A 14,471-nucleotide genomic window follows, 5' to 3' on the forward strand; every position below is an offset into this window, starting at 1 on the left:
CTCGGGTGACGCCCCGTCATGGTCACTCGTGCGCCGTGGCCGTCGTCTCGTCATCGACGGGGATGCCCAGTCGGCCGGCCACGGTGGTGAGGGCTGTGCCCAGGGGTAGTGCGACCCGGGTGATGGCGTGGCGGTCGCCCCGGGTCGGGTCCCGGTTGACGATCAGCACCGGCTTCCCGGCCTCGGCGGCCTGGCGGACGAACCGGAGCCCGGACATCACCGTCAGTGAGGAGCCCAGGACCAGCAGCGAAGCCGCCTCACCGACCAGTTTGCGGCACTGCTCGACCCGTGGCGGCGGAACTGCTTCGCCGAAGAACACCACGTCCGGTTTGAGGATGCCCCCGCAGACCGTGCAGGGGACCACGCGAAAGTCCCCGACCTGTTCGTCGGTGAGGTCGGCGTCACCGTCTGGGTTGATCGCGGTGGCCACCGGTTCGAAACCCGCGTTGGCCTCTTCGAGCCGCCGGGCGAGTTCGCGGCGCGGACTGAAGGCGCCGCAGGAAAGGCAGACGACCTGAGCCAGGCTTCCGTGGAGTTCCACGACGCCCTCGCTGCCGGCGGCCTGGTGCAGGCCGTCGACGTTCTGGGTGATCACGCCCGAGAGCAGGCCGTGCCGTGTGAACGCGGCAACGGCCCGGTGCCCGGCGTTGGGGCGGGCACGGCCGAAGGTGCGCCAGCCGAGGTGGCTGCGCGCCCAGTACCGGCGACGGGCCTGGGCGCTGGCGGTGAAGTCCTGGTAGGTCATCGGGGTGTGCCGGCTCAGGCTCCCGCCCTGGCCCCGGTAGTCGGGGATGCCCGACTCCGTGGAGATGCCCGCCCCGCTGAGCACCAGCACACCACCAGTGCTCAGCACACCGGCGACCGGCTCCAGATCCGTGGTGCCCGGCGGCAGGTCCGCAGTAGGGGTCCAGCTCAGGGTGGGGCGCATGCGCATGCACGCCAGGGTACGGAACAGGCTGCCGCCACGCGTTTCCGCGGCGATGGCGTCGTCGGCCCGGATCTTGACGTGCCCGACCTGCGGTGGGGGAGCGGTGCTCTGCGGACCGTGCGGCAGCGCTTTCTCCGGTGTGCCGGCTGTGCCGTGCAGGAACAGGAGGGTGCGGCGTTGTTGCGGGTCGAGCCAGAGGCGCGGCCGCCGCCTGGCTCCGACGACCGGGACGACCGGGTCGACTACGCACGGGCAGTCGCATCGATGCCCCCGGCTCGGAGGCGATCGGCACGGGCAGGGAGAATCCACAGACCAATGACGGACGATGGGGGAGAACCCGTGAAGAGCACGACCCCGCGCAGTGCCACGGTCCTGTATGCGGTGTCCGCGACCTGCGCCGCCATAGGTGCCCTGCTGTGGGTGCGCGGCGAGACCAGCGCGCCCCCCAGGACCTACGCAGCCTTCTTGGCGGCCGACAGCTACACCCCGTCGGCCTGGCGGGTGTGGTCACAGGCAGTGCCCCAAGAACGTCTTGGCCTGTATCTCATCGCGGCCGGGCTGGTGCTGGCTGTAGCGGCGCGCCTGTTCGCCGTCCGGCGCGGCTGACGACGTCGCATCGCGTCACCTGTCTCAAGTTCAGCCCAGGCCGCAGCGATCGAGTGCAGCACGAACCCGGTTCAGCCCCGCCCTTCTCCAGTAGTCCCGGTCAGGCATTTGATCGTTTCGGCGCCAGCGCCAGGCCGAGAACATCGCCCAGTTCAGGGCGCGGCACCGGTGAATCAGGGCGGGGTCGGCCCCCGCATAGTGCTGTGCCACTTCTTCGGGCGCATGGGCGAGGTCGAACTCGATCGGCCCGCGGCAGCACGTGGCGAGGTCTACGAAAAGCGGCCCTCTCCTCGTGTTGAGGAGGTTGCCCGGATGAGGCTCGCCGTGCAACAGCTGCTCGCTGGGTTTCTCGCGGGTGATCGCGGCGCTCAGTCCGCCGAGTGTGCCGCTGAGAAGGTCCCGGTCGGCATCGGGCAGCTCGGGGGACTGCTCCCGGTCGTTCACCTCGCTGAGTGCCGCGGCGACTCGATCGCTGAAGTGCGGCGCGGCCAGATCGATCTGACGCAGGGCGGCATGGTGCCGCTGGAGCGCGTCTGCGTAGTCGGCCGGCGGGATCTCTGATTTCGCAGGTTCGTAGTAGGTCCAGAGCGAGATGGCGAAGGTTGCATCGCTAGAAGAGACTCGGGGGGCGACCCGAGGGTCGAGTTCGGCCACCGGAGCGTCGACGTCGGCGAGGCGGCGAGCAACCTCCACTTCGAACTCGGAAGCGGCCAGATGCCCCAGAGGCGCGACCCGAGCCAGAACATCGCAAGGGAGCAGGCGCAACGCGACGCGATCCGAGTCGTGGATGACCACCACCTCGTCGACCTGAAGGCCCAGCTGTGAAGCGGTCGCCCGTCCTGCCTCCACCGCGCGACGGAGTTCCAACGGCTCCATGCCGTCCTTCCTCGTTGATGAGTTCACCTACACGCCTGAGGACAACACCGAGGCCTCTGATGTCCTCGCGACAGCCTCACGGTCAGCTCGGGCCGGTGGTACGGGTGACCACGTCGACGGCGTGGCGGCGGTGCGCGGCGAACAGTTCCAGGGCGGCCTCGGTGTCGCGGGCGCGCAGCGCGGCGACGAGCTCACGGTGTTCGTGCGGGATGCGGTCGAGATAGCCCTCGGTGGTGAGGCCGATCCGGGTCAGCAGGAACAGGTGGACCTGGCACCGGATGCCGTCCCACGCGTCAACGAGGCGCTGGTGCCCCGCGGCGGCGAACACCGTGTCGTGGAAGGCGATGTCGCAGCGCACCATCTCGTGCGCGTCCACGGCCCGCTCCATCATGTCGGCGGTCTTCGCGACGGACGCGAGGTCCTCGTCCGAAGCGCGAGCGATCACCTGGCGGACGGCGAGGTCTTCCAGGGCGCCGCGCAGACTGTCGAGCTCAGCCACGTCCTCGGCGGACAGGGTCGTCACCGTCGTGCCCCGGTGCCACGCACAGTGGACCAGGCCTTCGCGTTCCAGCAGCCGCAGCGCTTCGCGCACCGGGCCGCGGCTGACGTCCATCTCGCCGGAGAGCTCCACCTCACGCAGCTGCTCGCCGGGGGCGTAGGCCCCGTTGAAGATGGCTTCGCGGATACGGTCCGCGACCTCGTCGGCCAGGCCTCGACGGCGAGCCGGGGACACCTTGCCTTGGTCTTTCATGTCCGGGTGCTTCCTCCTCACGCAATGTCCTGATGTTAACATTCCATCGTTGCCTTGATGTCTACATTAGGACAATGGTGCGGGACCGCCCCCGAACCCGCTCTGTTCCCGACCGGAAGGCAGTGTCATGACCGTCCTCGACTCTCCGATCCCGCGATTCCACCTGGCCATGCCGGTGGACGACCTGACCGCCGCGCGACGCTTCTACGGCGGCGTGCTGGGCCTGCAGGAGGGCCGCAGTGCGGACACCTGGGTGGACTGGAACCTGCACGGCCACCAGTTCGTCACCCATCTCGCACCGGAGCGCGCGCAGCGCATCCACAACCCGGTCGACGGGCACGACGTCCCGGTGCCGCATTTCGGGCTGATCCTGACCATCGCGGAATTCCGCACGCTCGCCGAGCGGCTGCGCGAGGCAGGCGTCGAGTTCGTCATCGAGCCCTACGTGCGCTTCGAGGGCCAGCAGGGCGAACAGCGGACGATGTTCCTCCTCGACCCGGCAGGCAACGCACTGGAGTTCAAGGCGTTCGCCGACGACTCCCAGGTGTTCGTCGCCTGACCGGCGGACACCACCCTCCGCTCACACGAAAGACAGGACGAGATCTTGAAGGTGTTCCAGATCGGCGCCGCCGGAGGAGTCGGTCGCCGCCTCACGCAACTCCTCACCACCCGCGGAGACTCGGTCACCGGCATGCACCGAGGACCCGCGCAAGGCGGGACCGTACGGGAGGCCGGCGGGCTCCCGGTGGTCGGTGATCTCATCGCCGACTCGGTCGACGACCTGGCCCGGAAGATGCGCGGCCACGACGCCGTCGTCTTCTCGGCCGGCGCGCACGGCACCGGCGTCGACAAGACGACCCTCATCGACGGCGAGGGCCTTCGGAAGGCCGCCGCCGCGGCTGCGCTCGCCGGGGTACCGCGGTTCGTGCTCGTCTCCGTGTTCCCGGACGCGCTGCGCGGTGGCGAGGCAGGCGAGGGCTTCGAGCACTACATCAAGGTCAAGAAGACCGCCGACGTGTACCTGACGCGAACGGATCTCGACTGGCTGATCGTCCGCCCCGGCACGCTCCTGGACACCCCCGGCACCGGCCGTGTCACGGCGGGCGCCGCCGTCGAATACGGCGATGTGCACCGCGACGACGTCGCCGCTTTCCTCGACGCCGCCCTCCACGAGCCGCGCCTGAGCCGCGTGATTGTCGAGCTCACCTCCGGCGAAACCCCGGTCTCGGACGCTGTCGCCCGCCTCGCGGCCGCCTGAGTCCCCGCCCGGCGATACGGTCCCCGCAGCGAAGATGACGGTGGGTCCCTAGTGAGGTGAGGGGCTCGACCCCGGTTCCCGTGGTCAGCGAGCCGTCGATGAAGATGCCGCGGCCGGACGACAGGGGCCTCAGCCGGGCGCGTGGCGTACAGGGCCGTCCCTTTGCGGGGCAGAGCCGCACGAGTCCGTCAGGAGGTGGCCCGGGGCAGTACGCCCCCGCGTGCGAGGCCGCCGAGCCAGGCCGCGGAGGGCTTGGGGGTGCGTTCGAAGGTCTCGGGGTCGACGGCGATGAGGCCGAAGGTGGGTTTGTAGGAGCCCCATTCGTAGTTGTCGAGCGCGCTCCAATGGAGGTAGCCGCGGACGTCGAGGCCGTCCTCGAGGGCGGCGGCGACTTCCTGGAGTGCTCCGGTGGTGTAGTCGATGCGGCGGCTGTCGTTGTCGGTGGCGATGCCGTTCTCGGTGACGATCAGGGGGACGTCGCCGACGATCTCGGCGGTGCGGCGCAGGGCGTGTCCGATGGCTCGCGGGTAGTACTCCCAGCCGGTGAGGGTGAGTTCGGCGTCGTCGGGGGCGGAGATGGGACCGTCGGTGGTGATCCTGGTGCGGGTGTAGGACTGGACGCCGATCCAGTCGTCGTCGCGGGCGGCCTCGATGAAGACGTCTTCGCGGGGGTGGCTGTAGGCGGCGGTGGCGGCTTCGGCGCCGGGCAGGGCCTGGTAGACCTGGTTGGCGATGGACCAGCCGGCCAGGATGTCGGCGGAGATCGCCTTGACGGCGGCTGTCGCACGGTGGTGCGCCTGGATCAGGGCGTCGGTGGTGGCCTTGTCGGGCAGCACGAGTCCCGCGGCAGGAGGCGCTTCGGTGCCCAGTTCACGGATGGCTCCGGCCACCGCGATCATGTTGGGCTCGTTGATGGTGCACACATGCCGCACGCCGGTGCCGATGATCGGCGCGGTCGCCCGCACGTACCGCTCGAACAGGCCGGCGGCGCCGTCAGCGGTCCAGCCTCCCCGGTCGGCGAACCAGCGCGGCACGGTGAAGTGGTGCAGGGTGACCATCGGACGCAGGCCGCGTTCGAGGGCGCCGTCGACCATGCGCCGGTAGTGGGCGATCTCGGCCCGGGAGAAGTGGCCGGGTGCGGGTTCGATGCGAGCCCATTCGATGCTGAAGCGGTAGTCGGTGAAGCCGAGTTCGGCGAGCAGGTCCATGTCCTCGCGCCACCGGTGATAGCTGTCGGCCGCATCCCCGCTGGGCTCGGCGATGGAGCCGCCGCTGTGTTCCATGTGCCACCAGTCGCTGTTGACGTTGTTGCCCTCGATCTGGTGGGCGGCGGTGGAGGCGCCCCACAGGAACCCGTCGGGGAAGCGGAGACCGTCGGCGGTGACGTTCATGGCTGGGCCTTTCCTGGGTCGTGCCGGGTAGTCGATCAGCGGCGCGGGCTCTCACCCCGTCAGGGCCCGTCAGGGAGTTGAGGGGCCGGGCCAGATGGCCGAGGCGTCGTCGCGATGGGGGTCGGGCAGCCGGATCGGGCGGACGGGAACGGGGCGTTCGCGTCCTTCGGTGACGGCCGTCCACGGAACCGGGTGACCGGAGTAGCACATGGCGGTCAGGGCGAACACACCGTCGGCGTAGACCTCGACGTATTCGCCGATGGTGAGGATGCGCAGGGCGGTGGCGGGTTCGGTCAGGATGGTCTCGCCGAGCCGGGTCCCGTCGGGGCCGGTGACCCAGAGGTTCTTGCCGTCGCAGCCCACGGCGAGGGCGGGACCGTCGCTGTCCGTGGCGCCCATGCGCAGGGTGATCTCGACCGGCCCGGATATTCCGATGTCGCCGACCGCGTGCAGGGCGGGCCGGTCGCTCTCCTCGCCGAGCCAGGCGTCAAGGCCGGGCCACCATTCCAGGCGGGGCGCCGCATTCTCGGGTGTGACCAGGAGTTTCGGCTGAGTGAGCATGCCGCGGCAGCGGTCACCGCTGTCGCTGAGGCCGACCCGGCGGGGCGTGGTGTGCAGCACCACGCGCGAGCCGTCGGGCGCGGCGATCACGCGCGGAGCGTAGGAGCCGGTCGGGCCAAGAGGGCCGCGCCGGGTCCACGGCCCGCGCAGGCGGGGCGCGGTCCATGCCTCGAAGCCGCGCGTGGCGCCGATGGAGCCGAGCAGCAGCCAGCTTCCGTCGTCGAGGCGTTCCAGGACCGGGCACTCCAACTCGTCGACGTCGCCGGGGGAGAGGAGCGGCGGGTGGACGGTCCAGTGCTCCAGGTCGTCCGAGGTGGCCAGGGCGACGCAGCCGCCGGTCTCCACCGGGAGGGAGGCATCGCTGGCGCAGACGGCCATGACCCAGCCGTCCGACTCGTCGTCGCGTACGACGAACGGATCGCGCCAGCCCATGCGTTCACCGGTTCGGTACCAGCGCGGGTCCGCCTCGACGACCGGCCCGGTCCCGTGGCGGCGCCAGCCCGTGCCGTCCGTTCGGTCCGAGTACGCCAGCCCGACCGACTGGACCGGCCAGCCCTCCGGCGTGAGACCGGAGACGCCCGTGTAGAACATCGCCATGCCGTCGCCGTGCCGGAACGGGTGCATCGTCCACACCGCCTGCTGGTCGAACCGGCCGGGCAGCCCGTTGCCGAAGACGGTGCCCTGCGGCTGCCAGCCGACCAGGTCGGTGGAGGTGGCCCGCCCGTAGGAGGTCTCCATCCGCAGATGGTCGAACTCCGTTGTCCAGGGCCCCTGCAGGTGCAGCACCGAGTACGTCCCGTCCTCGTCGCGCAGGAGGGCGAAGTCGTTCACGCAGAGGCCGGGCGGGGCGTATCGCATGCACAGTTCCTGTCGGCTCCGCAGCGCTCAAACGTGTGCGCTGATGCTTGATAACAAAAAGGTCTCCTGAGGACCGGCCCAAGTAAATATGAACGCAAACGCTTGCGCAACAAGGTGGGCGGGTTTACGGTCACGTCACCCACAGATCACACCGACGTGAAATCACCGGGAGGAATACGCCGTGACGGCCAGCATCACCGATGTCGCCCGCGCCGCCGGAGTCTCGCCGTCCACCGTGTCCCGCGCCCTGCGCGGACGGACGGGGGTGTCGGAGGAGGTGCGGGCGCAGATCACGGCCCTCGCCGCACAGCTCGGCTACACCGCCTCCCGCTCCGCCTCCAGCCTTGCCAGCGGCCGCACTTACACCATCGGCGTCCTGGTCCCTTACGTGGGCCGCTGGTTCTTCGGCACCGTGCTGGACGCCGCCGAGAAGGTGTTCAGCACCGCCGGGTACGACGTACTGCTGTACAACCTGGGCTCGCCGGAAACACGCAAGCGTTTCTTCACCAGGCTCCCGGTCCGCAAGCGGGTGGACGCGGTGCTGTCGCTCCTCATCCCTGACGAGGAGGAGTCGGCCGCACTGCGCTCGCTGGGGGTGCCGCTGGCCACCACGGTCGGCGGCACCCGGCCCGGCTTCACGGTCGTCGGTATCGACGACCGGGCCGGCACCGAGAGCGCCGTACGCCATCTGGTCAACCTCGGCCACCGTCGCATCGGCATGATCAGTGGGTCCAGCGGGCCGCTGCACTGGACCACTCCCATCGAGCGCCGCCAGGCATACCTCGACGTCCTGGCCGACGCCGGCATCGAGCACGACGCGGCCCTGGAGGCGGACGGCGACTACACCGTCGAGGGCGGCGAGCGGGCCATGACCGAACTGCTGGCCGCCCCGAGACCGCCGACCGCCGTGTTCGCGCAGTCCGACGAGATGGCGATGGGCGCGCTGCGCGCCCTGCGCCGCCACCGGCTGAAAGTGCCGGACGACGTGTCCGTCGTCGGCTTCGACGACCACGAACTCGCCGACGTGGTCGGCCTGACCACCGTCGCCCAGCCGGTCGCCGACCAGGGCGCTGAAGCCGCCCGGCTGCTGCTGCGGCAGCTGGACGAGCCGGACGCCGAACGCCCCGCCGAGCAGGTGCAGATGCCCATCCGCCTCGTCCTGCGCGAGACCACCGCCCCGCCGCGCCCGCGCGGACCGCAGTAACTCCCCGAGCCTCACACAATCACGCTCTCCCGCCCTGAAAGCACGTCAGCACCGCGAACCCTCGCCCAGCACGGAGGCACAGCCATGAGCTCAACCAGCAGAAAGTACCGCCACACCGCCCGTACGGGCCTGGCCCTCGTCCCCCTGATGGCGCTGGCCGCCTGCGGCTCGGGCGGCGGTACCGATACCTCCGCCGAAGCCGGGAGCGGCAAGGGCACCATCAGTGTCTGGGCCCACCAGGGGCAGAAGAACGAGGTCAGCGCGCTGCAGAGCGCGGTGAAGTCCTTCAACTCCTCACAGAGCAAGATCAAGGTCGACCTGAAGCTCATACCCGACGCCGACTACACCAAGACGATCACCGCCACCAGCGCCTCCGAGCTGCCGGACGTGATGGAGTTCGACGGCCCGACCATGGCGAACTTCGTCTACAACAAGAAGCTTGCCCCGATCGACACGTACGTCTCCGCCAAGACCCTGGACAACGCCACCGACGCGATCAAGGCGCAGGGCGAGGTCGACGGCAAGCACTACGGCCTGGGCATGTTCGACTCGGGTCTCGGGATCTACGGCAACAAGAAGCTGCTGGACGCGGCCGGCGTGAAGTACCCGACCGGCCTGGCCGACGACTGGACGGCGGAGCAGTTCACCGCCGCACTCAAGACGCTGAAGGCCAAGGACTCCGACGGCAAGACCCTCGACCTCCAGGAGAGCGGCGGCTACGCCAACGAGTGGGGCACCTACGGCTTCGCCCCGATCGTCTGGTCGGCCGGAGGCACCCTCCTCAAGGACGGCAAGGCCGAAGGTGCCCTCGACACCCCGGGCGTGGTCTCGGCCCTGAAGACCTTCCAGTCCTGGAAGACCTACGTCGACCCCAACACCGACGGCAACGCCTTCGCCAAGGGCCGCGTCGCCCTGAGCTGGGTCGGCCACTGGATGTACCCCGCCTACAGCCAGGCCCTCGGCGACGACCTCGTCGTACTGCCGCTGCCCGACTTCGGCAACGGTCCCAAGACCGGCCAGGGCTCCTGGGCCTGGGGCATCGGCGCCAACAGCAAGAACGCCAAGGCCGCCGGCACGTTCCTGGACACCCTCCTGGACGACGCCAACGTCACCGCGATGACGACGGCCAACGGAGCGGTGCCCGCCACCAAGACGGCCCTCGCCAAGAGCAGCCTCTACAAGCAGGGCGGCCCGCTCCAGCTCTTCGCCGACCAGCTCGCCAAGCCTTGCGGCGACACCGACATCACCAAGTCCTGCGTCGCCGTCACCCGCCCGGTGACCGCCGGATACCCCGTGATCACCTCGAAGTTCAGCGAGGCCCTGAACTCCATCTACGGCGGCGCCGACCCGAAGAGCGCCCTGGAAAAGGCCGCCCGCGCCATCGACCAGGACTTCTCCGACAACGCCGGCTACCAGATCCCGTAGGACCATCGGCCGGGGCGGCCCGCACACCGCGCGCCGCCCCGCCGGGAACAGGACCCTCCCGTGACATCCGTGGAACCCGCGCACGCCGCGCCGCCCGGCCCGGAGCAGGCCCCCTCCGTGACCTCCGTCAAGCCCGAGCCGTCTGCGCGATCAGCGCGGCCGGGCCGTAAGAACCGCGACTGGCTGCACGGACTGCTCATGTCTGCCCCGGCCGTCGTAGGACTCATCGTCTTCGTCGGTGTGCCGTTCGGCTACGCCGTCGTCCTCTCCTTCTACAACGTCCGCCTGGGCTCCCCGCTGGCACCGTCCTTCTTCGGCCTGGAGCAGTACCGGCGGCTGTTCACCGACCCGGACCTGTCGGGTCCGTTCCTGCGGGCCCTGCTGAACAACCTGACCTTCGCCGTGGTCGTCGTACCGGTACAGACGGCCCTGGCGCTGGCCCTGGCGATCCTGCTGAACCGCAAGCTCAAGGCGATCGGACTGTTCAGGTCCCTGTTCTTCATGCCGGTGGTCTTCCCGATGGCGCTGGTCGCGGTGATCTGGCGCCTCATCCTCGCCCGCAGCGACCAGGGCATGCTCAACTCCGCCCTGGACGCGGTGAGTTTCGGCAACTGGGGCGCCTTCGACTGGCTCGGCGACTCCGCCACCGCGATGGCCTCGATCATCGTGCTGTCCATCTGGCAGGGCGTCGGCTTCCAGATGGTCATCCTCCTGGCCGGCCTCCAGCAGATTCCGGGTGAGCTCTACGAGGCCGCCGAACTCGACCGCGCCTCCCGCTGGCAGCAGTTCCGCCACGTCACCCTGCCCGGCATCCACGGCACCCTCGTCTTCGTCGCGATGCTCACCTCGGTGCTGTCCTTCCGGGTCTTCGACCAGGTGTACGTCCTGGTGCGCGGCGGCGGCCTGGACGAGGACGCCACCCGCACCGTGATGTACCAGGCCGTCACCACCGCCTTCGACCAGAACAACATCGGCCAGGCGTCCGCGATCACCGTCGTCTTCTTCCTGATCGTCGTCGCCCTGACCCTCATCCAGCGCCGCGTCGTCCGGCCCGGAAACGAGGACTGACCCATGGGCACGACCCCTACGCCCCTGCGCCGCTTCATGGACTACGCCGTACTCGGCGTGCTGGCCTTCATTTTCGTGCTGCCCGTGATCTACCTGTTCCTGGGCAGCCTCAAGCCGTCCGACGAGGTCCTGAACGGACTGTCCGGTTTCCTCCCGACCCACCTGTCCTTCGACAACTACTCCGCCGTCCTGAGCAGCCTCAACTCCGACAGCACCGGCTACTTCTGGCGCTTCATGGGCGTCTCCCTGTTGCTGGCGTTCGTCGTCGTCACGGGAGGGCTGTTCGTCAACTCGATGGCCGCGTACGGCCTGTCACGACTGAAGTGGCGCGGGCGGGAAGCCGTCTTCACGCTCATCCTGCTGCTGATGCTGGTCCCGTTCGAGTCGGTGGCCGTGCCGCTCTTCTACATGTTCAACGACCAGCGCAACACCGTCCTCATCCTGGCGCTCCCGTTCATCGCCAACGCCTTCTCGGTCTACCAGTTCCACACCTTCTTCCGCTCGATCCCGCCGAGCATCGAGGAAGCCGCCCGCATCGACGGCGCGGGCCCCTGGCGCACCTTCTTCGCGATCGTTGTTCCCATGTCGAAGCCGGCCTTCGCCTCCGTGGCGATCCTGACCTTCCTCATCCAGTGGGGCTCCTTCCTGTGGCCGGTGCTGATGGTCTCCGACCCGTCGGTCCGCCCGCTGCCGCTGGAGATGAGCGTCTTCCAGGGCCAGCAGCCCCCGGACTGGGGCCAGATCCTCGCCTTCGGCGTTCTCCTCGTCCTGCCCGTCCTGGTGGTCTTCGCCTTCTTCCAACGCTGGTTCGTCCAAGGCGTCGCCAGCTCCGCCGTCAAGGGCTGAGCGTGAGCGGCCGACTCGCCCGCCTCGGCCAACTCGCCCTGGTGGCACCGAGGCGCGTGGCTCGACCGCGCTACCGGCGTGGTGGCCGGAGGCTGTGGCCGGCCAGCGCCTTCCGCAAGGCGTGGATCTGAGCCGCGTTCATGCCGCCATGGGCTTGCGGGCGAGGATCTGGTTCCCCGGTGATCCGTGCTCGTTCATGGTGACCATCGCGATGGTCCGGGTGCCGTGGGCGCACGGAAGTGCGGGCGGGGCCGGCTCCGTCGGTTCAGTTCAGCCGACGAGGCGGGGGTGGCCGTCTGCCGTACGGGGCAGGCCGAGGCGTTCGAGCAGCAGTCCTTCCCGGGTGGACCAGGGGCAGATCTCGACGTTCTTGGCCCCGCAGGCCTCCATGAGGGCCTGTGCGATCAGGGCTCCGGCCAGGGACTGTTCGGCGCGGTGGCGGGAGATGCCCGGCAGCTTGGCACGACGGGACGGTCCCGCGTCGGCCAGCAGGGAGACAGAAGTACGCAGTTGGGGCAGCGGCAGCTGCCGCTTGGCTCGCGGGGACTTGGCCTGGGCGGCGGCGAGCCGGGCGAGCTGTTCGAAGGTCTTGGAGCAGGCCAGCACCCGCCCGCCCGGTTCAGCCTGCGGCAGGCCGGGGACGGCTTCCAGGGACCGGCGGAGATGCTGGCGGATTTCTGCCAGGCGGCGCTGGGAGGGCACGGTGCCACCGGGGAGCCAGTCCCGGGTGATCCTGCGAGCCCCCAGCGGCAGCGAGTGGACGGTGTGGGGCTGATCTTCGGTACCTGCGGCGATCTCCACGGTGCCGCCGCCGATGTCCAGGACCAGCAGCCGGCCGGCCGTCGGGCCTGCCCACTGGCGGGCGGCGACGTACGACAACCGCGCCTCCTCCTCGCCGGTCAGCACGCGCAGGCGGGTGCCGGTGGTGTGTGCCACACGCGCGATGATCTCGTCGCGGTTGGGCGCGTCCCGGATGACGGAGGTCGCGAACGCGAACACGTCCGGTCCGCGCAGACGCGGGTCGGCGGCGACGGCTTCGGCCACCGCCCGCTCGACGCTCTTCACGCCGGCCTTGTCCAGCCGGCCCTTGCGGTCGAGGGTCTCGTGCAGGCTCAGCCGCACCTTGCGGGAGAACACCGGCTCCAGCACCGTACCCGGGCGTCGGCGCACCACCGTCAATAGAGCACTGTGGCACCCGACGTCGAGCACACCTGCCTGCCGCATCCCAACACCCTCCCTCGGCCCCGCGTTTGACCTGACCGGCCCCCTCTCCATCCTCCGGCAGTCCCGGCGACGGCGCGACGGGGATTCCGGCCCACCGCGTGAGCATATCGTCACCACTCGTGCACCCTTCCTCACGCAGCCACGGGTGCCCTGCGTGCGGCGAGGTAGTCGGCCCAACCATCTGGCGCCGAGCTGGTGCAGACGTCGCGGTGTCGATGCGGATGCCGAACAGGTCACTGATGGCGGCGGGTGGCGGCGCGGTGATCATTTCGAGTGCTTCGGTCGGCCTGTCCGGCCGACCGAAGCACTCACAGAGTTCGGCGCCTACGAGCTTGGCGCCGTCTTCAGACCCCTTCTCGCTCCACCGGAAGCCACAGCTCGGCGTCGGCTTCGGTCTTGTCCGGTGACAGGCGGGTGCGCAGGATCTCGGGGCCGGGACGGCCGCGGTACGGGTTGGACGGGAACCACTCCGTGAACACGTCCCGCCACAGCTCCTGGATGGCCTGCGGCACCGGCCCGGAGGTGGTGAAGACCGCCCAGATCCCGGCCGGGACAGGCAGGGCGGCCGTGCCTTCCGGAGCGGGAGCTGACGTGATCACCCCGTGGTAGTAGTCGAGTTCGGTGCCTTCGGCACGGCTGGGGTCCAGGTCGTCGCAGACCGCGACGAGGCCCTGCGGCTCCTGGTCCGACAGCTTCTCCAGGCGCTCCGAGGTCTGCGGTTCGATCCCACGAACGAAGTCGATGATCGCCTGGTTCGGCCCCAGGTGTACCAGTGGCACCCGGGCCTTGAGGCCGACGACCGTGAAGGCCGGCTTGTCCACTACGCGATAGCGCATGCTACTGCTCCCCTCGACGGTGAGACGGAAGGCCAACCGGGGCTGAGAGACGAGTGCGGTGCCGCTGCGCCGGGCCTCGCCCGGTCCGACACCGTGCATGGCGCGAAACGCCCGGGCGAAGGCTTCACCCGAGCCGTAGCCGTAGCGGACCGCGATCTCCAACAGCGACTCCCGCCGTGCGAGTACCTCGGCACCCGCGACGGTGAGCCGGCGGCGTCGGATGTACTCCGACAGCGGCATTCCGGCGAGCGCGGAGAACATCCGGCGCAGGTGGTACTCCGACGTGGCCGCAATACGCGCCAGCTCGGCCACGTCGATGGACTGGTCGAGGTGGCGATCGATGTGCTCCATGGTCTGGTTGAGCCGCTCCAGCACGCCCGGTCTCCTTCCTTTTTACGACCGTCACGCTAGGCGGCACCCATCCTGCCGGACCCGACATCCTGTGCCCGATCAGGTCGGGTGCAGCTCGCAGCGCCGCAGCCCGGCAGTCGAGCACGGCGGCGCTCTGTCGCTGTGTGAGGAGTCCTTCAGCTGGTGTGGATGCGGTCAGCCCGATCCTGCTTGGCCTGCGCGCCCCATCTGCTCTCGGAGGCGACACGCCGCATGGGCGCTGCTGCTCATCCCGCTGCTGGATGCGGA

General features: G+C 69.7%; 14 protein-coding genes. 7 read left to right on the top strand and 7 right to left on the bottom strand.

Annotated elements, in window-relative coordinates:
- Positions 1 to 22: 22 nt before the first annotated feature.
- Positions 23 to 934, bottom strand: coding sequence for an NAD-dependent protein deacetylase (locus ACWBNA_RS08900; protein WP_482703690.1), 912 nt, complete (start codon positions 932 to 934; stop codon positions 23 to 25).
- 333 nt (positions 935 to 1,267) lie between these two features.
- Between ACWBNA_RS08900 and ACWBNA_RS08905 the strand changes: the two genes are divergently transcribed.
- Entirely contained in the window at positions 1,268 to 1,534 is a 267-nt protein-coding gene (locus ACWBNA_RS08905) for a hypothetical protein (RefSeq protein ID WP_482703691.1), read from the top strand.
- A gap of 30 nt (positions 1,535 to 1,564) precedes the next feature.
- On the opposite strand, the gene ACWBNA_RS08910 is transcribed toward ACWBNA_RS08905, so the two are convergent.
- Together ACWBNA_RS08910 and ACWBNA_RS08915 are read right to left on the bottom strand one after the other, a co-directional pair.
- A complete protein-coding gene (locus tag ACWBNA_RS08910; RefSeq protein WP_482703692.1) occupies positions 1,565 to 2,410 on the bottom strand; it encodes a phosphotransferase in 846 nt (281 codons plus the stop codon).
- Positions 2,411 to 2,492: 82 nt separating this feature from the next.
- Entirely contained in the window at positions 2,493 to 3,161 is a 669-nt protein-coding gene (locus ACWBNA_RS08915) for a GntR family transcriptional regulator (protein ID WP_482703693.1), read from the bottom strand.
- Positions 3,162 to 3,288: 127 nt separating this feature from the next.
- Here ACWBNA_RS08915 and ACWBNA_RS08920 point away from each other — a divergent pair, with 127 nt between their 5' ends.
- Both ACWBNA_RS08920 and ACWBNA_RS08925 read left to right on the top strand, forming a co-directional pair.
- The gene (locus ACWBNA_RS08920) at positions 3,289 to 3,720 is read left to right on the top strand and encodes a VOC family protein (RefSeq protein ID WP_482703694.1); all 432 of its coding nucleotides are present in this window, start codon (positions 3,289 to 3,291) and stop codon (positions 3,718 to 3,720) included.
- A 51-nt stretch (positions 3,721 to 3,771) separates the two neighbouring features.
- Positions 3,772 to 4,419 carry an NAD(P)H-binding protein gene (locus ACWBNA_RS08925; protein ID WP_482703765.1) on the top strand — a complete coding sequence of 216 codons (648 nt, stop codon included), beginning with the start codon at positions 3,772 to 3,774 and terminating at the stop codon, positions 4,417 to 4,419.
- A 188-nt stretch (positions 4,420 to 4,607) separates the two neighbouring features.
- On the opposite strand, the gene ACWBNA_RS08930 is transcribed toward ACWBNA_RS08925, so the two are convergent.
- Together ACWBNA_RS08930 and ACWBNA_RS08935 are read right to left on the bottom strand one after the other, a co-directional pair.
- On the bottom strand, positions 4,608 to 5,810 hold the full coding sequence (locus ACWBNA_RS08930) for a glycoside hydrolase family 1 protein (protein ID WP_482703695.1): 1,203 nt from the start codon (positions 5,808 to 5,810) through the stop codon (positions 4,608 to 4,610).
- A gap of 69 nt (positions 5,811 to 5,879) precedes the next feature.
- On the bottom strand, positions 5,880 to 7,229 hold the full coding sequence (locus ACWBNA_RS08935; RefSeq protein WP_482703696.1) for a glycoside hydrolase family protein: 1,350 nt from the start codon (positions 7,227 to 7,229) through the stop codon (positions 5,880 to 5,882).
- A 181-nt stretch (positions 7,230 to 7,410) separates the two neighbouring features.
- Between ACWBNA_RS08935 and ACWBNA_RS08940 the strand changes: the two genes are divergently transcribed.
- The 4 genes from ACWBNA_RS08940 (at position 7,411) to ACWBNA_RS08955 (ending at position 11,772) form a co-directional block, all read left to right on the top strand.
- Positions 7,411 to 8,433 carry a LacI family DNA-binding transcriptional regulator gene (locus tag ACWBNA_RS08940; protein ID WP_482703697.1) on the top strand — a complete coding sequence of 341 codons (1,023 nt, stop codon included), beginning with the start codon at positions 7,411 to 7,413 and terminating at the stop codon, positions 8,431 to 8,433.
- A gap of 84 nt (positions 8,434 to 8,517) precedes the next feature.
- A complete protein-coding gene (locus tag ACWBNA_RS08945; protein ID WP_482703699.1) occupies positions 8,518 to 9,858 on the top strand; it encodes an ABC transporter substrate-binding protein in 1,341 nt (446 codons plus the stop codon).
- A gap of 60 nt (positions 9,859 to 9,918) precedes the next feature.
- On the top strand, positions 9,919 to 10,926 hold the full coding sequence (locus ACWBNA_RS08950) for a carbohydrate ABC transporter permease (protein ID WP_482703700.1): 1,008 nt from the start codon (positions 9,919 to 9,921) through the stop codon (positions 10,924 to 10,926).
- 3 nt (positions 10,927 to 10,929) lie between these two features.
- Positions 10,930 to 11,772, top strand: a complete 843-nt coding sequence (locus ACWBNA_RS08955) for a carbohydrate ABC transporter permease (RefSeq protein ID WP_482703701.1) — start codon at positions 10,930 to 10,932, stop codon at positions 11,770 to 11,772.
- 270 nt (positions 11,773 to 12,042) lie between these two features.
- On the opposite strand, the gene ACWBNA_RS08960 is transcribed toward ACWBNA_RS08955, so the two are convergent.
- The gene (locus ACWBNA_RS08960) at positions 12,043 to 12,996 is read right to left on the bottom strand and encodes a Ppx/GppA phosphatase family protein (protein ID WP_482703702.1); all 954 of its coding nucleotides are present in this window, start codon (positions 12,994 to 12,996) and stop codon (positions 12,043 to 12,045) included.
- A 344-nt stretch (positions 12,997 to 13,340) separates the two neighbouring features.
- The gene (locus ACWBNA_RS08965; RefSeq protein ID WP_482703703.1) at positions 13,341 to 14,207 is read right to left on the bottom strand and encodes an AraC family transcriptional regulator; all 867 of its coding nucleotides are present in this window, start codon (positions 14,205 to 14,207) and stop codon (positions 13,341 to 13,343) included.
- Positions 14,208 to 14,471: the final 264 nt, after the last annotated feature.

This window comes from Streptomyces sp. Q2, from assembly GCF_056820935.1.

Coding starts and splice junctions, on each gene's coding strand:
- ACWBNA_RS08900 (WP_482703690.1), bottom strand. CDS start 934: ATGCGCATGCGCCCCACCCTGAGCTGGACCCCTACTGCGGACCTGCCG.
- ACWBNA_RS08960 (WP_482703702.1), bottom strand. CDS start 12,996: ATGCGGCAGGCAGGTGTGCTCGACGTCGGGTGCCACAGTGCTCTATTG.
- ACWBNA_RS08920 (WP_482703694.1), top strand. CDS start 3,289: ATGACCGTCCTCGACTCTCCGATCCCGCGATTCCACCTGGCCATGCCG.
- ACWBNA_RS08910 (WP_482703692.1), bottom strand. CDS start 2,410: ATGGAGCCGTTGGAACTCCGTCGCGCGGTGGAGGCAGGACGGGCGACC.
- ACWBNA_RS08930 (WP_482703695.1), bottom strand. CDS start 5,810: ATGAACGTCACCGCCGACGGTCTCCGCTTCCCCGACGGGTTCCTGTGG.
- ACWBNA_RS08935 (WP_482703696.1), bottom strand. CDS start 7,229: ATGCGATACGCCCCGCCCGGCCTCTGCGTGAACGACTTCGCCCTCCTG.
- ACWBNA_RS08945 (WP_482703699.1), top strand. CDS start 8,518: ATGAGCTCAACCAGCAGAAAGTACCGCCACACCGCCCGTACGGGCCTG.
- ACWBNA_RS08915 (WP_482703693.1), bottom strand. CDS start 3,161: ATGAAAGACCAAGGCAAGGTGTCCCCGGCTCGCCGTCGAGGCCTGGCC.
- ACWBNA_RS08955 (WP_482703701.1), top strand. CDS start 10,930: ATGGGCACGACCCCTACGCCCCTGCGCCGCTTCATGGACTACGCCGTA.